Raw genomic sequence first — 20888 nt, forward strand, 5'->3', positions numbered from 1 at the left:
ATGTCTCAAGTGGACGACAACATAGTGGAACAGGCCGAGGACGATGCGCTGATTCTCGATATGCTGGACCGCTTCCTCAAGACCGAGGTCAAACCCTATGTGCACGCACTCGAAAAGGCCGACGAATATCCGGCCGAGATCGTCGAGCAGATGAAGGAAATGGGCTTGTTCGGTTGCCTGATCGCTCCTGAATACGGCGGCCTCGGCCTCTCGGCGCGAACTTATGCGCGCATCGTCGAGCGCATGTCGGCGGTGTGGATGTCACTGAGCGGCATCGTCAATTCGCATCTGATCATGGCGATGATCGTGCAGCGCAACGGCACGGAAGAACAGAAGGCGCAATTCCTGCCGCGTTTCGCCACGGGCGAACTGCGCGGCGGCATCGGCCTGACCGAGCCCGATTGCGGCACCGACCTGCAGGCAATCCGCACGACGGCCCGGCGCGAAGGCGATCACTATGTTGTGAACGGCGCGAAGACCTGGATCACCAACAGCCTCTACGGCAACTGCCTCGTGCTGCTCGTGAAGACTGATCCTGCCGCACAGCCGAGGCACAAGGGCATGAGCCTGCTGATCGCGGAGAAGGGGCCGGGCTTCGACGTGAGTCGCAAGCTGGAGAAGCTCGGCTACAAGGGCATTGACACCTGCGAGCTCAATTTCGACGGCTACCGTGTGCCGGCCGACCGTTTGATCGGAGGTGTGGAAGGCCGTGGCCTGCAGCAGATTCTTGGCGGGCTCGAACTGGGCCGCATCAACGTGGCGGCGCGCGGGCTCGGCATCGCGGTCGCGGCGCTCGATGCTTCCGTCGCGTACAGCCAGATGCGCAAGACCTTCGGCAAGCCGATCTGCGAGCATCAGGCCATTCAGTTGAAGCTCGGCGAAATGGCTACACGCGTTCATGCGGCGCGCCTGCTCGTCGACGCTGCGGCGCAGGCCTACGATCGCGGCGAACGCTGTGACATGGAAGCCGGCATGGCGAAATACTTCGCCACGGAGGCGGGTGTCGAGAACAGCACGGAAGCGATGCGGATACACGGCGCGTACGGCTATTCGAAGGAGTTCGAGATCGAGCGGCTGTATCGCGACGCGCCGCTGCTCGTGATCGGCGAAGGCACCAACGAGCTGCAGCGCATCATCATCGCGAAGCAACTGATTGCAAGGAGCCCCGTATGAGCCTGCCGCTTGAGGGAGTGCGAATCGTCGCGGTGGAGCAGTACGGTGCGGGCCCGTTCGCCACACAGCATCTCGCGGATCTCGGCGCGGACGTGATCAAGATCGAGAACGCGAAGGACGGCGGCGACGTGGGCCGCGCGGTCGGGCCGCATTATTTCGGCCCGGCAGACAGCCACTTTTATGAGGCCTTCAACCGCAACAAGCGCAGCATCGCACTGGACCTCAAGAGCAGCGAAGGCAAGGAGGTGTTGCTCAAACTGGTGGAGAAGGCCGATGCGGTGTTCGACAATCTGCGCGGCGATCTGCCCGCAAGTCTCGGGCTCGATTACGCGGCGCTTTCGCGAGCCAACCCGGCCATCGTCTGCGCGCATCTCTCGGCATACGGGCGCACGGGTTCGCGCAAGGCGTGGCCGGGTTACGACTATCTGATGCAGGCCGAAGCGGGTTATCTCTCGCTGACCGGCGAGCCGGACGGGCCGCCCGCGCGCTTCGGCCTCTCGATCATCGACCTGATGACGGGCACGACGGCGGCGATGGCGCTGCTTGCGGGCATCGTCGAGGCGCGCCAGAGCGGGCGCGGCCGCGACGTGGACGTGAGCCTCTTCGATGTCGCGCTCCACAACCTTGCTTACGTGGCGACGTGGTATCTCAACGGCGGCCATACGACGAAACGCGAGCCGCGTTCGAGCCACCCGTCGCTCACGCCGAGCGAGCTGTACCGCACGCGCGACGGCTGGATCTTCCTCATGTGCAACAAGGAGAAATTCTGGGGCGTGCTCGCGAACGTGGTCGGCAAGCCCGAATGGATCGATGACCCGGAACTGTGCAACTACGCGGCGCGCCTGAAACATCGCAACCGCGTGCGCCGTGAACTGGACGACGTGCTGATGACGGCCGACACTTCGACGTGGATGGAGCGCTTCGCAGGCAAGGTGCCGGCTGCGCCCGTCTACGACGTTGCGCAGGCGCTCGACAATCCGTTCGTGGCCGAGCAGGCGCGCGTGGTGGAGTTCGAGCACCCCGAGCACGGGTCGATCAAGGGCGTGGCCTCGCCCGTGCGCATCGACGCGGCCTTGCCGACGCGTGCCGCGCCGCGCATGGGTGAGCACACCGACGAGGTGCTGCGCGAGGCCGGATTCGCGGACGACACGATCGCTTGGCTGCGCCGGCAGGCTGTGGTGCAATGACAGCATCGCTTTCGCCGCGGGCTCCGCCGCTTTCCCGTATGACACCTTTGCTGAATCAGCAGCCTCGTTATCTGCAACTGGCGCAGACGCTCATCAATGAAATCCGCAGCGGACGGTACGCCGTTGGCGCGTTTTTGCCCACGGAGTACGACCTGTGCGAGCAGTTCGGCGCGAGCCGGCATACGGTGCGCGAGGCCGTGCGCCGGCTCGTGCAGATGGGCCTTGTCGATCGGCAGCCGGGTGTCGGCACGCGTGTGCTGGCCCGCGAGGCGGTGAGCGGCTATCAGCAGGTGATGAGGCAGCTGAACGACCTGCACCAGTACACGGCCGACACGGAGCTGACGCTGCTCAGGCGCGATCTCGTCGAAGTGGACGACGCGCTCGCGAAGGTGCTGCGCGCGAGCCACGGCGAGACCTGGCTGCATCTCGAAGGGGTGCGCACGAGCGGCAATGAGGTCGATCCGATCTGCGTGAGCGACATTTACATTCACCCGGCGTTTCGCGCGGTGGAAGTCGAGGGGCATTCGCACACGCCGATCTACGCGCTGATCGAGCAGCAGTTCGGCGAGCAGATTGCGGCGGTCCAGCAGGAGATTCGGGCGACGCTCATCACCGCGGCGCAGGCGCGCCTGCTCAACACGCAGGCCCGCTCGCCCGCGCTGTGGATTTGCCGGCGCTATCTGAACCGGCGCGAGGAAGTGGTGGAGGCGGCGATCAGCATTCACCCGTCTGAGCGCTTCAGTTATCTGGAAACATTTCAGCGCGACTGGCGCGCGACCTGAGGCATCGTCCGGCGCGGACGATCTTCTCAGACGGCGCGCCCGCGCAAGGGACACTTAATGGAAGCGGCAACCAGTTATCTCTTCGTGCCCGGCGAGCGCGCCGAACGATTCGACAAGGCGCTCGCGAGCGGCGCGGACCGCGTGATTCTCGATCTCGAAGATGCGGTGCTACCCGAGGCGAAATCGCTGGCGCGCGATACGCTGCACAACTGGCTCGAACAGCATGGCGCCGATTCGCGCGTGCTGGTGCGCGTCAACGGCGTGGAAACGCCCTGGCATGACGACGACCTTCGCCTTGCCGCGCTGCCTGGCGTGGCCGGCATCATGCTGCCGAAGGCCGAGCGCGCGAGCGATCTCGCGCATATCCGCGCCAGGTTGCGTGAATCGCAGGCGCTCTATGCGCTGATTGAAACAGTAGATGCTGTCGTGCGGCTGCGCGAGATTGCAGCAGTGGCGGGACTGACGCGTCTCGCGTTCGGCTCATTCGACTTTTGCTCGGACGCGGGCATCGGCGATGATCGTGCAGCGCTCGATCCGGTGCGCACGCAACTGGTGATCGAGTCGCGCCATGCGAGGCTGCCGGCGCCCGTCGATGGCGTGACGCTGGCGCTCGCCGACGACGCCGCGCTTGCCGAGGACGTTCGCCACGCGCGGATGTTCGGTATGGGAGCGAAGCTGTGCATCCATCCGCGCCAGGTCGGTGCGGTGAAGCGGGGCTTCCTGCCAACCGACGCCGAATGCGCGTGGGCGCGCCGCGTGCTCGCCGCGATCGCGCAAGGCGGTGCGGGCGCGATCGCTGTGGACGGCAAACTGGTTGACCGTCCCGTGGTCGAGCGTGCAAAGATGATCATTGCCCGGGCCGCCTGATTGGGAGCATCGCCCCGACTTGCTGAGCGGACGGCGACTTATTTGATGCTGTTACGTCTGCGGCCCGGCACCGCATGGCGGTCGCGCTAGCAACGAAGCAGGTGGGGCGGCCAAGACACGCCGTATGGCGAGAACATCACGGCGGGCGTCACGAATAACGTCGGCGTCGCACCGATCAGCGAGATCAACAAGGTCGACTCACACGACACGTTCGAGCGCTTGATCTACGCGGATAACTCAATTGTGACGGTGCAGGTGAACGAGCCCGTCAAGGTCGTCACGTTGGGCGCGGCGAGCTTCGGCCGAGTTTTTACGAAAGGCGGGCGGAAACCGTCGCCGTGGCTTGCGGAAGCTAAGTGCTTGAAAAGCATCCGTTTATTTGACTTCGACCGATAGGTTGACAGCCTATAGGGGGTTCGAATCCCCCTCTCCGCCAGGACACCAATGAATACGGGCCATCCGGCCCGTTTTTCGTTTCTGCCCGCGAAAGAACCCGCCGCGCACAAAAAAGCGCTCGTTTTCGGGCCCTCAGTGCCTGTGGTGCATCAGGTCGACGTAGTGAGTATCGAGCCAACGGGCTCCCCGTCCGGGGCCGGGCTTGCCGTGGTAATGCGCGACGATCCACAGTACAACGCCGACGATTGCCATTACGACGGGCCCTAGCAAGTACGCCATCAACGTTTCATTCACGGCGTGCCCTCCATCATGTCGTGGCCGAACTTACATTCTAGGCGACTGATCGCGAGAATGCTTACCTCGCCGTGGCATTGCGAGTGTCGCTCAACGGCGGTAACGCCGCGGACGCAGCGTCACAAATCCCGACATGAACTTGATGCACAATCGAAGCTGGTTCGCCACACACGATCTCCACGAGGAGCAGAGATGAGAGTTTCGGATCTGGAAGGCGCGTTGCTCGATTACTGGGTCGCACGAGCGGACAATCTGCCGAAGCCGCGCGTCGACGATGGCTTCTGCTGGATCGAAGAACCGGCCTGCGACGGCGACCCGGAAGGCGCGCTCGAAGCCGCTTTCGTGCCGTCGACGGATTGGGCACAATGTGGCCCGATCATCGAGCGGGCCAGGATTCATCTCGTGCCCGCCGCGGCGGGCGAGCACGCGACGTGGACGGGCGCCGTCCCCGCAGGCACAGGAACGATCGAACAGACGGGGGCTACGCCATTGATCGCCGCAATGCGCGCGTTCGTCGCGAGCCATTTCGGCGATACCGTCGCAGACCAATCGAACACGGTCTGAGCGCCGTTCATCGCTCGTCAGAAGCACTCGAACACCACTTCGACAGTCTGGTTACCCGCGCTGCGCACGCCGTTCGTATGGATCTCGACGGTGTGCATCTGCTTGTCCTGGTTGCGGCAATAGGCCTTCGCGTGCTTGAGCCCCGCGTTGCGGATGCTGTTCCACGATGCCAGGCTGGTGCGTCCGCGACTCGTGACCGAGAGGTAGCCATTCTGCTTCTTGTCCACGCTCGATACCGCGGTGCATGCCGCGAGCACGCCAATCCCCGCCAGCAGAATGCACTTCTTCATAATCCTCCCCTGGTTGGCGCATTGTGGCGGCCAATGCCTTTAACACGCAATCGAAAGAAATCCTGGTCTGATTCAGGGCTCCAGCGCGGTCACGCATCGGGTCCATGTTATTGCATCGTCCTTCCGATGCCTGGCGGGGCAAGCAGGTCGCGCCCAGCAGAGCGCGAAACGTGAACTGAGCAAAGCTCAATAATGCGCGATTCATGTTGACCATCATTGCTCGACAACATCGAGATGATTCGTTGAAAATGGACGATTATTTGATCAGATGCTTGACGCAAAAGATGAGATAAACTCAAATAATCACGCTCGATCCCGCAAGAGGCAACCTGCGCGCGATTCGATGTTCGAGGTCGAAATGCAGGAACTCGATGCGTTGTGCAGGCCACTCGAGTCGCTTGCGGAGTAGCATGACATCGAGCGCATTGCCGCGCACATAAGCAACACTCAGGAGACACGGATGCTTCCCGCCGCTGACACATACGACGGTCTCGTCGCCGCATTCGAATGGCGTATTCCGCAGCAATACAACATCGGCGTCGACGCGTGCGACAAGTGGGCTGACGGCAGCGGCCGTCTCGCGCTGATCTGCGAGACGCGCGAAGGGCAGGCGACGCGCTACACGTTCGACGAACTGAAGTCCCTGTCGGATCGCTTCGCGAATGCGCTGCGGCGCAGTGGCGTGAAGAAGGGCGACCGTGTCGGCATCTTTCTCGCGCAATCGGTCGAGACGGCCATCGCGCATCTCGCCGTCTACAAGTGCGGAGCGATCGCGGTGCCGCTCTTCGCGCTGTTCGGGCCCGATGCGCTTCAATACCGCTTGTCGGACAGCGGCGCTGTCGCGCTCGTCACGGACCCGAGCGGCGCGCAGAAGATCGCCACGGTGCGGACCGAATTGCCCGAGCTGCGCACGATCTTTTGCGTCGACACCGACCACGCCGATCACGCGTCGCAGATCGAATCGTTCTGGGCCGCGCTCAACGAATCGCCGGTCGTCTTCAATGCGGAGCCGACCTCCGCGGACGATCCCGCCGTCATCATCTACACGTCCGGCACGACGGGCAAGCCGAAGGGGGCGCTGCACGCGCACCGCGTGCTGCTCGGCCATCTTCCTGGCGTCGAGATGCCACAGGCATTTTTCCCCGCCGATGCGCGGCTGATGTGGACGCCCGCCGACTGGGCATGGATCGGCGGTCTCTTCGATGTCCTGCTGCCCGCGTGGCATCACGGCGTGGCCGTGCTTGCGCGGCGCTTCGAGAAGTTCGATGGCGAAGCCGCTTTCGATCTGATGCAGCGCTACGCGGTCACGCACACGTTCCTCCCCCCGACCGCGTTGAAGATGATGCGCGCCGTCGAGCGCCCGGAGCGATGGAAGCTCTCGTTGCGAGCCGTCGCGAGCGGCGGCGAGTCGCTCGGCGCGGAGCTGATCGACTGGGGGCGGCGCGCGCTCGGCGTGACGATCAACGAGTTCTATGGACAGACGGAGTGCAACGTCGTGGTGTCGTCGTGCGCGACGCTGTTCGAGCCGCGTCCGGGTTCGATCGGCAAGGTCGTGCCGGGGCATCGCGTCGCAATCGTCGACGACGCGGGGCAGACCGTGCCGCGCGGCGAGCCCGGCAACATCGCGATTCGCGCGCCGGACCCGGTGATGTTTCTCGGCTACTGGCGCAACGAGCCCGCCACGCGCGACAAGTTTCGCGGCGACTGGCTGCTGACGGGCGACATGGGCCTGATGGACGCGGACGGCTTCATCCGCTTTGTCGGCCGCGACGACGACGTGATCACGAGCGCCGGCTACCGGATCGGTCCCGCGCCGATCGAAGACTGCCTGCTGCGTCATCCCGCCGTGCGGATGGCCGCAGTGGTCGGCGCGCCCGATACGCAGCGCACCGAAATCGTCACCGCCTTCGTCGTGCTGAATCCCGGCTACGAACCGGGCGATCTGCTCGTGCGGACCTTGCAGGAGCACGTGAAGACGCACCTCGCCGCGCATGAGTATCCGCGCGCGATTCATTTCGTCGAAGCGTTGCCGATGACGGCGACGGGCAAAGTGATCCGCCGCGAACTGCGCGATCGCGTGACGCCGCAGCGCTGAGCCCGTGTGCGCAAGCGGCGCTCAAGCGGGCCTGACTTTGGTCACGCCCATTCGCGCGGCGCATCGTCGTCGGCGGACAGCGTGAGGCCCGCGACGGGAAGCGGCAACGCCGTCTTGTAGCGCACCTGCTTGAGCGCGAAGCTCGAGCGGATGTTCGACACACCGGGAATCTTCGTGAGCCACTGGACGATGAAGCGTTCGAGGCTCTGCATGTCGGGCACGACGACGCGCAGCAGATAGTCGGCGTCGCCCGTCATCAGGTAGCACTCCATCACCTCGGGCCGCTCGCCGACTTCCTGTTCGAAGCGGCGCAGCGCGTCTTCGACCTGCTTTTCGAGGCTCACCTGGATGAACACGTTGATGCGCAGCCCGAGCGCTTTGGCATCGAGCAGCGTGACCTGCTGACGGAACAGCCCCAGCTTTTCGAGCGCGCGCACGCGGTTGAAGCACGGCGTCGGCGACAGGTTCACGGCGCGCGCCAGTTCCGCGTTCGTGATGCGCGCGTTCTGCTGTAGCTGCTGGAGAATCGCGATGTCGATACGGTCGAGCCGCCGTGCGGTGGTGGATCTGGCTTCGGACGTCATAGTGTAAACATTCCATGTGAGGCCGCATTTCCGGAATAAATACACTATCTGAAAGCGCGAGAGCAAGCAAAAGAGACGCACATTTTGTGGCTGCATGGGTAAGCTGATTCGACGTTGCCGAGTCGTTTCCACAGTCCGCTTTTCACGCCTCTTTCCTGCCGGAGTCGCGCCATGACCGATTTATCGAGCGGTGCTCAACCCGTTCAAGCCATCACTCAAGCTCGCGTCGACAGCGATCCGCAGGAAACGGCCGAATGGCTCGCCGCGCTGGATGGTGTCGTCCAGCATGTCGGCATCGAGCGCGCGCAGTATCTGTTCGACCGGCTCGCCGCGCATGCGCTGTCGAACGGCGTCGCGTCGGCGCGCGTGAGCGTCACGCCGTACGCGAATACGATTCCCGTCGATCAGCAGCCGCCGTATCCCGGCGATCTCGACACGGAAGAACGGCTCGCCGCCGCGCTGCGCTGGAACGCGCTGGCGATGGTCGTGCGCGCCAATCGCGCGTACGGCGAACTGGGCGGCCATATCGCGAGCTATGCGTCCGCCGCCGATCTGTTCGAGGTCGGCTTCAATCATTTCTTTCGCGGCCCGGACGATGCGCGTGGCGGCGATCTCGTCTACTTCCAGCCGCATTCGTCGCCGGGCGTGTATGCGCGCGCGTTTCTCGAAGGCTTCCTCAGCGAGACGCATCTCGAGCACTACCGGCGCGAGATCGCCGGGCCGGGGCTGTGTTCGTATCCGCATCCGTGGCTGATGCCGGACTTCTGGCAGTTCCCGACGGGCTCGATGGGCATCGGGCCCATCAACGCGATCTACCAGGCGCGCTTCATGCGCTATCTGCAGAATCGCGGTCTGCTGAAGACGGAAGGCCGCAAGGTGTGGGGCTTTTTCGGCGACGGCGAGATGGACGAGCCCGAATCGATCGGCGCGTTGTCGCTGGCCGCGCGCGAAGGGCTCGACAACCTCGTGTTCGTGATCAACTGCAATCTGCAGCGGCTCGATGGCCCCGTGCGCAGCAATGGCCGCATCATCGACGAGCTCGAAGCGCAATTCACGGGCGCGGGCTGGAACGTGATCAAGGTGCTGTGGGGCTCGGACTGGGATGCGCTGTTCGCACGCGATCGAACGGGCGCGTTGCTGCGCGCGTTCGCGCATACCGTCGACGGCCAGTTCCAGACCTTCTCGGCCAACGACGGCGCTTACAACCGCGAGCGCTTCTTCGGCCAGAACCCCGAGCTGGCCGCGCTCGCCGCGCACCTGAGCAACGACGACATCGACCGCCTGCGGCGCGGCGGCCACGACGTGCGCAAGCTGCACGCCGCCTACGACCGTGCGTCGAAACACAGCGGCCAGCCCACCGTGATTCTCGCGAAGACGATGAAGGGCTTCGGCATGGGCTCCATCGGCCAGGGGCGCATGACGACGCATCAGCAGAAGAAGCTCGACGTCGAGCAATTGAAGGCGTTTCGCGACCGCTTCCGTTTGCCGCTCTCCGATGACGACGTCGAGCAGCTCAAGTTCTACAAGCCAGCGGAAAACAGCCCGGAAATGCAGTACCTGCATGCGCGCCGGGCTGCCCTGGGAGGCTATCTGCCCAGAAGGCGGAGAGCGGCATCGCAGACGCCGACCGTGCTTGCGATGCCGTCCTGGGGGCAATTCGCGCTGGACGCGAACGGCAAGGAGATGTCGACGACGATGGCGATCGTGCGCATGCTCGGCAGTCTCCTGAAGGACGCGTCGCTCGGGCCGCGCATCGTGCCCGTCGTCGCCGACGAGGCGCGCACGTTCGGCATGGCGAACCTGTTCCGCCAGGTCGGCATCTATTCGCCGCTCGGCCAGCTGTACGAGCCGGAGGACATGGGCTCGATGCTGTACTACCGGGAGGACACGGGCGGCCAGATACTCGAAGAGGGCATTTCGGAGGCGGGCGCGATGTCGTCGTGGATCGCCGCGGCGACGTCGTACAGCGTGCACGATCTGCCGATGCTACCGTTCTACATCTACTACTCGATGTTCGGCTTCCAGCGCATCGGCGACCTGATCTGGGCCGCCGCCGACCAGCGCGCCCGCGGCTTTCTGATCGGCGCGACGGCGGGCCGGACGACGCTCGGCGGCGAAGGCCTGCAACACCAGGACGGCACGAGCCATCTGGCAGCATCGACGGTGCCGAACTGCCGCGCGTACGATCCGGCGTTCGCATACGAGATCGCGATGATCGTCGACGAAGGCATGCGCGAGATGATCGGGCGTCAGCGCGACGTGTTCTATTACCTCACGGTCACAAACGAGAACTACGCGCAACCTTCGTTGCCTGCCACGCCCGTCGATACGGTGCGCGACGGCGTGCTGAAGGGCATGTATCCGCTCGATGCCGCGGCGCTCGAAACGGCGCAGGTTCAGTTGCTCGGCTCGGGCGCGATACTCGGCGAAGTGCAGGCGGCGGCGCGCATGTTGAAGGACGACTGGCAGATCGACGCGGCCGTGTGGAGCGTGACGAGCTTCACCGAACTGCATCGCGACGGCGTCGCATCGGAGCGCGCGGAGCGCCTGTTCGATGCCGACGACAACACGACGCCCTATGTGACATCGGCGCTCGCCGCGTCGCGCGGCCCCGTCATCGCGGCAACCGATTACGTGCGCGCCGTGCCCGAACTGATTCGCGCCTATGTGCCGCGCCGCTATGTAACGCTCGGCACGGACGGCTTTGGACGCAGCGATACGCGCGCGGCATTGCGCGCGTTCTTCGAAGTGGACCGTGTGTCGATTGCGATCGCGGCGCTGAAGTCGCTCGCCGACGAGGGCGCGGTTTCGCGCGATACCGTGCGGCAGGCGCTCGGGCACTACGGCAGGCTCGACGCGGATCGGCGCGCGCCCTGGGAGACGTGAGCCGCTGTTGCCGCGGCTCGCGGAAGGTCAGCTTACGTCACTGCTGCGGCACGAGCAGATTGGCGTCGCGCGCGAGCAGCCAGCGGCCGTCGGTTTCCTTGCGCAGGATGGTCAGCGTGTTGCCGGCGCGGCGCATCGGCGGCGAGCCGTCCTTGGGCGTGACGGTGACTTCGAGATGTGTGCGCAAGAACGCCCAGTCGCCGAGCACCTGAAGTTCGAGAATGTCGCTCTTGCCGTCGATGTCGATGTTCTTCTGTCCTTCGGATGCCGCCATGAACGCGGCCTTGCCGAAAGGCTTCTGGCCCGCGACCATGAACACGGCGTCGTCCGTCATCAGGCTCAGCACGGTTGCCGTGTCACCTGCCTTGCTGGCGGCGAGCCATGTGTCGATCAACTGGCGGATTGCGCGTTCGTCGTCGGTCATGATGCTGTCCTCGATGGTCGGAATGTGATCCGTCGATTGTAGACTGTCGATGCGAAGCGTCAGCGCGGTGCCTCATCTCGACGTGACGATCACGCCGACGCTCGCGCTCACGACGAACAGCGTGCCCGCGAGTTGCGGCGCCGTCATCGGCTGATGCAGCACGACAAAGCCCGCGAGCGCGCCGATCGCCGGTTCGACGCTCATCAGAATGCCGAACGACGACGCGGGCATGTGCCGCAGCGCGATCATCTCCAGCGCGTAGGGCAGAAGCGGCACGAGCAGCGCGAGCCCGGCCGTCGCGGCCAGTTGCATCGGCACGATGTGCAGGCCGTGCTCGGCGAGCCCGAAGGGCGTCGCGGCGAGCGCCGCCGCGATCAGCGACACCGACAGCCCTTCGAGCCCGTCGAAGAGCGCGCCCGTCCTCTTCATCAACACGATGTAGCTGCCCCAGCCGCACGCCGCGCCTGCCGCGAGCAGAAGGCCGATCGGGTCGCCGATCCAACCCGAGCGGTCATGCGCGAGCAGCAGCACGCCCGCGACGGCGAGCAGCGGCCAAAGCAGCGCGCGCAGACGCCGCACGCCCAGCGTCGCGACGGTGAGCGGGCCGAGAAAGTCGATCGCGACGGCGAGGCCGAGCGGAATGCGCTCGATCGCCGAGAAAAAGCACAACGTCATGCCTGCCATCGCGATGCCGAGCACGCCCGCCGCGGTCCAGTGCGCGCGCGAGTAGCGGCGCAACCGGGGACGCACGACGAGCGCGAGAATCGCCGCCGCCCACGCGAGCCGCAACCAGGTCGTGCTGAATGCGCCGAATGCGTCCATCGTCGGCGCGGACAGCGCGGCGCCGAACTGCACGCAGGACATCGACAGCAAGCCGAGCAGCGCCGCCATGCCGGCGTGGCGCTTCGGAGCGGCCGGTGTAAGCGCAGCCGTCTCAGGCGCGGCGGGCGCAGGTCCAGTCGGCGCGCGAGACGAAAGAGACGCATCGAATGCGATGGGATCTGCGAGCGTGGAGTCTTTCATGGGTTCTTTTCAATGGGCGCGCGGCCGGCATAGAAGGGCGGAAGAACGGCAGAACCCATCATATCGGCGAAACGAGCGTTAAGATAAGCTGATATTTCTTATGCTGCTATCACGGACGCTAATAGTGCGCGACTTCGACAGCAGTCTTCTGAGAGCCTTCGTGACGGTCGCGGAGACGGGCGGCGTCAGTGCCGCCGCTGCGCGGCTCTCGCGAACCCAGGCGGCCGTCAGCATGCAGCTGCGCCGTCTCGAGGACGATATCGGCCAGCGTCTTCTGGAGCGCTCGCCGCGCGGCGTGCGCCTGACGGAGGCGGGCCATCGGCTGCTGCCGTATGCGCATGCGATTCTCGGCGCGGGCGAAGATGCCCGCCGGGCGCTCGAAGCGGGCGATGTGGCCGGCACCGTGCGTCTCGGCATGCTCGAAGACGTCGCGGTGGGCCGCTTGCCGCGCGCTCTGCGGCGCTTCTCGGCGGCGCATCCGCAGGTCGCGCTGGAGATCGTCGTCGATGCGAGCGCGGCGCTGTCGCAGCGTCTTGCCGATGGCGCGCTCGACGTGCTCGTCGGCGATCCGGCGATGGTCGAAGCGACGCCGCTCGTCGAGTGGACCCAGCCGCTCCATTGGGTCGGCGCGCGCGGATATGTGGCCGGGCGCGATGCGCCGCTGCCGCTCGTCGCATTCGGCGGCACATGCCTGTGGCAGCAACACGTGATGACGATCTTGCGGCGCGCGGGCATCGCGTGGCGTGTCGTCTGCACGAGCACGAGCCTGCCCGCCGTGCAGTCGGCCGTCGAAGCCGGGCTGGGCGTATCGGTGCTGCTGGAGGGCAATATCCGCTATGAATCGATGCGCGTGCTCGGCGCCGCCGACGGCTTGCCCGAGCCGCCCACAGCCGACCTCGGCCTTTTCACGCGGCACATGCCGGGCGCGCGGAGCGCCGCCGTCGATGCGTTGCAGACCTTCCTTTGCGAAGAACTGGATATCGGGCTCAGCGAACGTTCATCGAAAGAGCGCCCATAGCGCCGCATGCCGCACCGGAGGCTACGCACGCTACGAAAACTCGGCTTGCGCAAAAAGCGACAGTTTGACGAACGCTTGAAAGCTGTGAGGATTCCTCGTTTACAAAACGGTGAACTTGCGAGCGTGTTGATCGTGTTGTCATATTGTCCATTCATAGTCTGTTCGAGGGCCGCGATGGCTTGAGCGCGTGAGCCCGCTTCAGCACATATCAATTCGACATTGCCGCCACAGCATGACGGGGTGATCCAGGCGGACGGTGCGATCGGGGAATGGCATGAACCATCATCAGCTTGAGTCGGATCTCGTGCATCTCGAGCATGTCCTGGTGCGCATTTCCGGTGCGGAGCCTATTCCGCTTTCTTACTGGCGCAAGCGCGTGGACGACGTCAACGCGGCTGCGCGCATTCCTGCGCAGAAGAGCCGCGCGCAGAAGCTTCATGAAGCGTTGAACGCACTGGAGTCTCGTGCGGGGACTTGAGCATTTGCTCGTCTGCGATGCGTCGCCCGGGCCCTTTCGATGGCATCCGCGTTAGCGCCTCCTGGCGCATGACGGATGCTCAGAGCAGGCGAGGCGGCCCACGAAAAGCAGCCGCAAACGGTTGCCGGCAACTATTGTAAAAGCGGCAAAAGCGGCAAAAGCGCCGCGCACAATTTGCAAGCACCTCGATCAGCCGTTTGCCCGGACAAAAGGCACGCGCGCTCAGCGTCTGATCACGCCCATCAGAAGCGTCACGAGGAAGATCACGACAAAAATAAAGAACAGCACTTTCGCGATTTCGGCAGCGCCGGCCGCGATACCGCCAAATCCGAAGATGGCCGCGATGATGGCAATGACGAAAAAGATGGCGCGTATCGAAGCATGGCAATCTCCATCGTTGGATTTGCTGGATGGGTCGATACAGCGATCGACCGACACGCGGGAACCGCGTCGGCAGACACAGGCGCCGCCGTCACGGCATCGAGCAACACCCGTGCCCATCGGTCCATCATAGGAAGCTTGGTGGCTCATATGCAACTGTCGGCAATCGTCGGCTCAGTGATGGGCAGCGCGTTGCTGACAGGGGCGTAGGCGGCGCAGCCTTAGAAGACATCGCGCGGCCCACGAACGTGACATTCAAACGTTGAAGAGCCGGCGCGGCAATCGGCGCAATCCGGCATACGTCGACGGCCTTAGCGCAACTGCGTGACGGCCAGCAGCAGCACCATGCTGCCGATCGCGCCATCCAGCACGCGCCACGCGGCCGCGCGCCTGAAGAGCGGCGCGAGAGCACGCGCGCCATAGCCCAGTGCAACGAACCAGACGGCGCTGACAAACATCGCGCCGATGGCGAACGCGGCGCGCGTGCCTTGCGCTTCGCGGGCGCCCGCCGTGCCGATCAGCAGAAACGTATCCAGATAGACGTGCGGATTGAGCCACGTGAACGCGAGCGTCATCATCACGATGGGCAATGCGCGTTGTGCGGGCGGCGCGGCGGCGCCTTTCGAATCGGTGTCGAGCACGGCATGCCCGGGGCGCAGCGCGCGCATCAGCGCGCTGATGCCGAACCACGCCAGATAGGCGAGCCCCACGTACAGCAGCGCGTGGATGAAAGTCGGATAACGCTCGACGAGCACCGACGCGCCGCCGACGCCCGCGCCGATCAGGAGAAAGTCCGACAGCGTGCACAGCAGCACGATCTTGCCGATATGCGAGCGCATGATGCCTTGACGCAGCACGAATGCGTTTTGCGCGCCGATAGTGACGATCAGGGATGCGCACAGCGCGGCGCCATGTGAAAAAGCCAGCCAGTTCATGATGTTTTTGGGGAGATGGATAAGTTCGCGTGACGCCAGTGTGCCCCGATTCGTTAGAATAAGAGAAGCTAATTTATGTAATGCCGATTAAGGAACGCTAATGCTCGACTATGCACTGCTGGATGCGCTCGCGGCCGTCGTGCGCCACGGCTCGTTCGATCGCGCGGCGACGGCGCTCAACGTGACGCCTTCGGCCGTATCGCAACGCGTGAAGTTATTGGAGGAGCGCGTCGGCAGCGTGCTCGTCAAGCGCGGGCAGCCGTGCACGGCGACCACTTCGGGTGCCCTGCTGTGCCGGCACACGGAGCGCGTGCAACTGCTCGAAGCCGAACTCACGGGCCGCGTGCCCGATCTGCCCGGCGCGTTGCTCGAACCGTGGCCCACGTTGCGCGTCGCCGTGAACGACGACAGCGTGGGCACGTGGTTCATCGACGCGATTGCGGACTTCTGCGCCGAGCGCGGCATGCTGCTCGATCTCGTGATCGACGATCAGGACCATACCGCACAGCGCATTCGTGACGGAAGCGTGCAGGGGGCCGTGACGACGCAATCGGAGCCCGTACAGGGTTGCCGTTCGACGCGGCTCGGCAGGATGCGTTATCTCGCCGTCTGCACGCCGGCATATTTCGAGCGCTATTTCAGCGAAGGCGTCGCGCGCGATACGTTGCGCCGCGCGCCGTGTGTCGATTTCAATCCGAAGGATCAGTTGCAAAAGCGCTTCGTGCGTAAGATCACGCGCGCCGAACTCGATGCGCCGACGCACTGGATTCCGCACGTCTCCGGCTTTCTGCGCGCATGCTCGACGGGCCTGGGCTGGGGCATGTGCCCGGAGCGGATGATCGCCGCGCAGTTCGAAAGCGGCGAGTTGATCGACATGGCGCCGGGCAAGCATCTGGACGTCGACTTGTACTGGCAAAGCTGGCGGCTGTCGATCGGCTGGCTCGATGATTTTGGCGCAGCGCTGCGCAAGCGGTCCGCCGAGTTTCTCGACTGACCGCCTGCGGGACTTCTTCTTACGCGAGATTCAATGCAGCCGGATCACAGGGTGCACGCGGCGGCGCAGCCAATGGCTCGCCGTATCGAGCGTCATGCGCGCGAAGCCGGTGAGCGTCATCACGTGCCGCCGATAGATCAACCGGTAGACGATGGTCGCGAACCACCCGTCGACGAACACGGGCCGCTCGCGCAACCCGCTCAGGCTGCCGATCGTGCCGACATCGCCGAAGCCGACCAGCGTGCCCGCATCGCGATACGTGAACTCCGGCAGCGCTTCACCGCCGACACGGCACTTCAGCGCGCGGGCGAGAAACATCGCCTGCTGATGCGCGACCTGCGCACGCGGCGCGAGAAAGCCGTCCGCGTGTGACGGACAGGCCGCGCAATCGCCGAGCGCGAACACGTTCGCATCCGTCGCCGTTTGCAGCGTGCGGTTCACGAGCACCTGCGCGTTGCGATTCACCGCGATGCCGTCGAGCGTGCGCAACACGGGCGGCCCTGCAATGCCTGCCGTCCAGATCGCGATATCGCTTGCGAGTTGCTGGCCGTCGTGCGTGCGCACGGCCGCTTCGCACACTTCGGTGACGCGCGTATCCGTGAGCACATCGACACCGAGCCCGCCGAGAATCCGCTGTGCACGCGCCGAAATGCGCTGCGACAACGCGGGCAATACGCGATCGGTGCCTTCGATCAGCCTGATGCAAAAGTCGCGCTCGGGATCGAGTGCAAAGAGGCTATAGCGGTGCATCAAACGGATGCTGTCGCGCAGCGCGGCCGCAAGCTCGACGCCCGTCGCGCCCGCGCCGATGATGTTGATCGACACGGGCTGCACGTGTTGCGCGCCGCTCACGCGCCGCGCGTGATTCGCCCGCGTGCACGCATCGAGCAGCTTGCGGCGAAACGATTCCGCATGGGTGACGGATTCCAGCGGCAGCGCATGCTCGGCCGCGCCTTGCACGCCGAAATAGTTGGTCACGCTGCCCATCGCGAGCACGAGCGTATCGAATGCGATGTCGCGCGCGGGCAGCACTTCGCGGCCGTCCGCGTCGCGCGTTGCGCCGATCGTGATGCGGCGCTGTGCGCGGTCGAGCGATTGCAGCGAGCCCTGTTCGAACTCGAAGCCATGACGCCGCGCCTGCACCGCATATTGCAGCTGATGCGTGGCGGGATCGATCTGCCCCGATGCGGCTTCGTGCAGGAGCGGCTTCCAGAAGTGCGTCGGCGAGCGGTCGACGAGAACGACCTGCGCTTGCCCGCTCTTGCCGAGCGATTCGCCGAGCCGCGTCGCGAGTCCCAGTCCGCCGACGCCGCCGCCAACGACGACGATGCGGTGCGGCGCGTAGTGCGTGCTGCTTGCTGTGTGTCGATCGATCGAGGCCATGATGCGTACTCTCCTGAACGTTTTCAATTCGATTCATGCGGCAACTTCATCATTGAGGTCGAGTATAGAATTGGGGAAAACAGCAGCACAATTTAATGTTTGTACGAAACATATAGGTTTTAGCTTATGTTAAAGGCGGCGACGTTTCGTCAATTGAAGGCGCTTCATACGGTGGCGAAGCTCGGCAGCGTGTCGGGCGCGGCGGAAGAGTTGCGCCTGACGCAGCCCGCCGTATCGCTGCAAATCCGGCTGCTCGAAGAGGCCGCTGGCGCGCCGCTTTTGCAGCGCGTGGGCCGTGGCGTGCAGCTGACGGCGGCGGGAGAAATCCTCGCGCGCTATGCGCTCGAGATCCTTGACCTATGGAACGGCGCCGCCGACGATCTCGCCGCATTGCACGGGGAGCAGGGCGGCACGTTGCGCATCGGCGCGATCACGACGGCCGAATATCTGATCCCCCCGTTTCTCGTGCGTTTCACGGAGGCGCGTCCGCAGGTGAAGGTGCAATTCAAGGTCGGCAATCGCGCGGACCTCATTCGCATGCTCGCGACGCATGAAATCGATCTCGCCGTCATGGGCAGTCCGCCGCGCGAATTGCGCACGGTCGCCACGGCATTCGCGAAGCATCCGATGGCGTTCGTTGCGTCGCCGTCACATCCGTTGATGAAGAAAAAGCGCCTGACGCTCGGCGATCTGGAGTCCGCGAACCTGTTCGTGCGCGAACGCGGCTCTGGCACACGCTCGACCGTCGAAAATCTGTTCCGTCAGGCGGGGCACAAGATTCACATCGGCTCGGAGTTGTCGAGCAACGAAGCGATCAAGCAACTGGTGGAAGCGGGCCTGGGCATTTCGTTTTTGTCGCTGCATGCGTGCACGCTGGAATTTCAGGCCGGGCTGCTCGCGCTGCTGCCGCTGCCCGACAACCCGATCGAGCGCGACTGGTATGTGATGCATGTATCGGACAAGCGCTTGCCGCGCGTCGCCAGCCTGTTCCGCGACTTCCTGATCGACGAGGGCATGACGGGCAGTGTGCCGATTCCGATGCCGTCCGTCGCGGCTGCGAGAAAGCGTCGCCGCGCGTGAAATCTGCCGACTCGCGTTGAGCCTTTGATCGAAGCGCGGCCGAAGCCGCGCATCGACGTTGATTCGACGTCGCTTCGACGTTACTCCACCCGCTTGAGCGGTCCTTCATCGGACGAGGCAGGCTTCGTCTGCATATCGTCGTTCGCATCGCGCGTCTCGGGCATCGCGGCCCACACGAGCAGCACCGCGAGCGCACCCGCGCCCGCGAGTCCGAAGAAGCTGATTGCGTTGCCGAAGCGGTCGGCGATGAAGCCCGCGAGGGCCGTCGAGAACGTCGCGCCGATCCCCGCCGCAAGACCGAACAGGCCGATCGTCAGGTTGTAGCGGCCCTTGCCGCCCGCGACGTCGGCGGCGATCAGCGGCAGCATCACGCCGAACACGGCCGCGCTCACGCCGTCGAGCATCTGCACGGGCACGAGCAGATACGGGCTGCTCACGCCCGCGAACAGCAGCGCGCGCAAAGGCAATGCGGAGAAGCCGAGCAGCAGGATAGGGCGGCGTCCCCAGCGTTCCGCCGTGCGTCCGACCCACGGCGACAGCATCGCGACGATCGCTTGCGGCACGATGATGCACGCGGCGATCACGAGTTGAACGTTTTCGCCCATGCCCGCCGTCACTTCGCCTGCTGCGAGGTTCAGCATCGCCGCATTCGACAGGTGGAACAGCACGACGCACGCCGCGAACACCAGCATGCGCCTGTCGCGCAGCAGGTCGAGAATCGACTCCTTTTCCTCGTGCTCGTTGGAATCCTTCGACGCGGGCACGTGCGCAGGCGCGTGGTGCGACGGCATCGTGATCATCGACAGCGCGAGCAGGGCGGGCGCCGCGAGCGCGGCCGTCAGCCAGAACACGGCGCGCGCCGAGAAGTACTCACCGAAGAGGCCCATCAAACCCGCCGCGACGGCACTGCCGATCGACGCCCAGCGCGCATTGCGCCCGAGCCGGTCGCCGAGGTCGTGCCGTCCGACGAGCGCGAACGAGATGGCCGCCATCGCCGGCACGAGCATGCAGCTCGCGAAGCCGTGAAAGACCTCGGCGGCCATCACGGGCAGCATGGTCGGACTCGCCGCGAGCAGCACGGCGCTGAGGATGATCGCGATGATCGCCCAGGCGGCGGCGCCCTTCTTGTTATGCAGCGCATCGACGACGGCGCCGCCCGGCACCTGACACACCATCGCGCTGATCGTGCCGACGGAAAGAGCGAGCCCGATCTCGCCCTGCGTCCACTTGTGCGAGGCGAGGTAGGAAGCAATGAACGGCCCGAACCCCGTCTGCACGTTGGCGACGAAGAAGTTGAGCCAGTCGAGGGCGCGGAGACTGCGTGCGTTGACCATGAGACGGCTCGTCATCGTGAAGTGCGTGCGGTCGATGCCGCCACGGCGGACGACGAAGGGCCGGCCGCCGCGGCAGGCGCGGAGGCGGGAGGCGGCGCGGGCAGTGCGGGTGAAACGGCGTGAATCGGCTTGTCCGTCTCGTAGGATGGCGACGCCTTGATCTGCGCGTCATTGAGGTCCATCAACGGGCGCAGCGTCTTGTCCTTCGTGACGAAGCGCAGCGCCGACCAGTTCGCGGCGATCATCCGGCGATCGGCGCTGATGATGCCGCTCACGTCGAGCACGACGGCCTGCGGCTGCGCATTCGCGTCGATCAGCACGTCGATCACGCGGCCAACCTTGCCGCCGTTCGGACGCTCGACATCCGCGTCCATCAGCTCCACCTGACCGGGCGGCACGGCGGGCGGGGCCGTCACGGCGGCGAGCGGCGTCGCGAGCGCGGCCGACGGCTTGGGCTGGCTGGCCGCCGACAGTTGATTGGGCGGCACGGTGATTGTGATCGGCGCGCCTTTCGCGTTCGGCGTAAAGCGGAACGCCGTCCACGGAAATCCGACCTTGCGGTCGCCGACGCCGAGAAAGCCCTGCAGGTTCACGATCATCAGGCGCGGCGTGCCGCTCGCGTCCGCCGTCATGTCGACGGCGCGGCCAAACACCTTGCCGTCGCTCTTCTGCACTTCGCTGTCGAGCAGGCCGTGCGTCGTGCTGCGCTCGATCACGCGC

21 protein-coding genes and 1 pseudogene are annotated in these 20888 nt (G+C 65.0%); 12 read left to right on the plus strand and 10 right to left on the minus strand.

From position 1 onward, the window contains the following. The 5 genes from BN2476_RS00245 (at window position 1) to BN2476_RS49875 (ending at window position 4405) form a co-directional block, all read left to right on the plus strand. Window positions 1–1173: an acyl-CoA dehydrogenase family protein gene (locus BN2476_RS00245; protein WP_087732154.1), complete on the plus strand. Its 1173-nt coding sequence runs from the start codon at window positions 1–3 to the stop codon at window positions 1171–1173. Then, window positions 1170–2360 carry a CaiB/BaiF CoA transferase family protein gene (locus BN2476_RS00250; protein WP_087732155.1) on the plus strand — a complete coding sequence of 397 codons (1191 nt, stop codon included), beginning with the start codon at window positions 1170–1172 and terminating at the stop codon, window positions 2358–2360. Before BN2476_RS00245 ends, BN2476_RS00250 begins: the two co-directional genes overlap by 4 nt. Window positions 2361–2398: 38 nt before the next feature. Beyond that, complete coding sequence (locus tag BN2476_RS00255) at window positions 2399–3142, plus strand: GntR family transcriptional regulator (protein ID WP_087732156.1); 744 nt, start codon at window positions 2399–2401, stop codon at window positions 3140–3142. Window positions 3143–3199: 57 nt separating this feature from the next. Continuing rightward, window positions 3200–4009 carry an HpcH/HpaI aldolase/citrate lyase family protein gene (locus tag BN2476_RS00260; RefSeq protein WP_087732157.1) on the plus strand — a complete coding sequence of 270 codons (810 nt, stop codon included), beginning with the start codon at window positions 3200–3202 and terminating at the stop codon, window positions 4007–4009. Between the two features lie 135 nt (window positions 4010–4144). Then, window positions 4145–4405, plus strand: a complete 261-nt coding sequence (locus BN2476_RS49875; RefSeq protein ID WP_143810878.1) for an adenine nucleotide alpha hydrolase family protein — start codon at window positions 4145–4147, stop codon at window positions 4403–4405. 132 nt (window positions 4406–4537) lie between these two features. Here the strand turns inward: BN2476_RS49875 and BN2476_RS47110 are convergent, their stop codons facing one another. After that, a complete protein-coding gene (locus BN2476_RS47110; RefSeq protein WP_162849218.1) occupies window positions 4538–4699 on the minus strand; it encodes a hypothetical protein in 162 nt (53 codons plus the stop codon). Window positions 4700–4891: 192 nt separating this feature from the next. On the opposite strand from BN2476_RS47110, the gene BN2476_RS00265 reads away from it, so the two are divergent. Then, a complete protein-coding gene (locus BN2476_RS00265; protein WP_087732158.1) occupies window positions 4892–5263 on the plus strand; it encodes a DUF2591 domain-containing protein in 372 nt (123 codons plus the stop codon). Between the two features lie 17 nt (window positions 5264–5280). Here BN2476_RS00265 and BN2476_RS00270 read toward each other — a convergent pair whose 3' ends face one another. Beyond that, a complete protein-coding gene (locus BN2476_RS00270) occupies window positions 5281–5553 on the minus strand; it encodes a hypothetical protein (protein WP_087732159.1) in 273 nt (90 codons plus the stop codon). Window positions 5554–6013: 460 nt separating this feature from the next. Between BN2476_RS00270 and BN2476_RS00275 the strand changes: the two genes are divergently transcribed. Next, window positions 6014–7648, plus strand: coding sequence for an acyl-CoA synthetase (locus BN2476_RS00275; RefSeq protein WP_087732160.1), 1635 nt, complete (start codon window positions 6014–6016; stop codon window positions 7646–7648). A gap of 41 nt (window positions 7649–7689) precedes the next feature. Here BN2476_RS00275 and BN2476_RS00280 read toward each other — a convergent pair whose 3' ends face one another. After that, window positions 7690–8232, minus strand: a complete 543-nt coding sequence (locus BN2476_RS00280; protein WP_087732161.1) for an Lrp/AsnC family transcriptional regulator — start codon at window positions 8230–8232, stop codon at window positions 7690–7692. A gap of 171 nt (window positions 8233–8403) precedes the next feature. On the opposite strand from BN2476_RS00280, the gene mdeB reads away from it, so the two are divergent. Next, entirely contained in the window at window positions 8404–11118 is a 2715-nt protein-coding gene (gene mdeB, locus BN2476_RS00285; RefSeq protein WP_087732162.1) for an alpha-ketoglutarate dehydrogenase, read from the plus strand. Between the two features lie 37 nt (window positions 11119–11155). Here the strand turns inward: mdeB and BN2476_RS00290 are convergent, their stop codons facing one another. Then, window positions 11156–11542, minus strand: a complete 387-nt coding sequence (locus BN2476_RS00290; protein ID WP_087732163.1) for an SgcJ/EcaC family oxidoreductase — start codon at window positions 11540–11542, stop codon at window positions 11156–11158. Between the two features lie 72 nt (window positions 11543–11614). Beyond that, window positions 11615–12565 (minus strand): EamA family transporter, encoded by a 951-nt coding sequence (locus BN2476_RS00295; protein WP_173819567.1) that lies wholly within the window; start codon window positions 12563–12565, stop codon window positions 11615–11617. 100 nt (window positions 12566–12665) lie between these two features. Here BN2476_RS00295 and BN2476_RS00300 point away from each other — a divergent pair, with 100 nt between their 5' ends. After that, window positions 12666–13583, plus strand: a complete 918-nt coding sequence (locus tag BN2476_RS00300; protein ID WP_173819568.1) for a LysR substrate-binding domain-containing protein — start codon at window positions 12666–12668, stop codon at window positions 13581–13583. 274 nt (window positions 13584–13857) lie between these two features. Beyond that, window positions 13858–14061 (plus strand): hypothetical protein, encoded by a 204-nt coding sequence (locus BN2476_RS00305; RefSeq protein WP_087732165.1) that lies wholly within the window; start codon window positions 13858–13860, stop codon window positions 14059–14061. 222 nt (window positions 14062–14283) lie between these two features. On the opposite strand, the pseudogene BN2476_RS00310 reads toward BN2476_RS00305, so the two are convergent. Both BN2476_RS00310 and BN2476_RS00315 read right to left on the minus strand, forming a co-directional pair. Beyond that, window positions 14284–14444, minus strand: a pseudogene (locus BN2476_RS00310) (DUF1328 family protein). A 309-nt stretch (window positions 14445–14753) separates the two neighbouring features. Then, window positions 14754–15377, minus strand: coding sequence for a LysE/ArgO family amino acid transporter (locus tag BN2476_RS00315; protein WP_087732166.1), 624 nt, complete (start codon window positions 15375–15377; stop codon window positions 14754–14756). A 100-nt stretch (window positions 15378–15477) separates the two neighbouring features. On the opposite strand from BN2476_RS00315, the gene BN2476_RS00320 reads away from it, so the two are divergent. Further along, a complete protein-coding gene (locus BN2476_RS00320; RefSeq protein ID WP_087732167.1) occupies window positions 15478–16371 on the plus strand; it encodes a LysR family transcriptional regulator ArgP in 894 nt (297 codons plus the stop codon). 30 nt (window positions 16372–16401) lie between these two features. Here the strand turns inward: BN2476_RS00320 and BN2476_RS00325 are convergent, their stop codons facing one another. Then, window positions 16402–17754, minus strand: a complete 1353-nt coding sequence (locus BN2476_RS00325; RefSeq protein ID WP_087732168.1) for an NAD(P)/FAD-dependent oxidoreductase — start codon at window positions 17752–17754, stop codon at window positions 16402–16404. Window positions 17755–17880: 126 nt separating this feature from the next. Between BN2476_RS00325 and BN2476_RS00330 the strand changes: the two genes are divergently transcribed. Beyond that, window positions 17881–18834 (plus strand): LysR family transcriptional regulator, encoded by a 954-nt coding sequence (locus BN2476_RS00330; RefSeq protein ID WP_087732169.1) that lies wholly within the window; start codon window positions 17881–17883, stop codon window positions 18832–18834. 80 nt (window positions 18835–18914) lie between these two features. Here the strand turns inward: BN2476_RS00330 and BN2476_RS00335 are convergent, their stop codons facing one another. Beyond that, on the minus strand, window positions 18915–20183 hold the full coding sequence (locus tag BN2476_RS00335) for an MFS transporter (protein ID WP_235850646.1): 1269 nt from the start codon (window positions 20181–20183) through the stop codon (window positions 18915–18917). Continuing rightward, window positions 20180–20888 (minus strand): photosystem reaction center subunit H (locus BN2476_RS00340; protein ID WP_087732178.1); only part of this gene is annotated, 709 nt, incomplete at its 5' end. The genes BN2476_RS00340 and BN2476_RS00335, both read right to left, overlap by 4 nt.

It is taken from the genome of Paraburkholderia piptadeniae (assembly GCF_900007165.1).
In the GTDB taxonomy this organism is placed as follows: Bacteria; Pseudomonadota; Gammaproteobacteria; order Burkholderiales; family Burkholderiaceae; genus Paraburkholderia; species Paraburkholderia piptadeniae.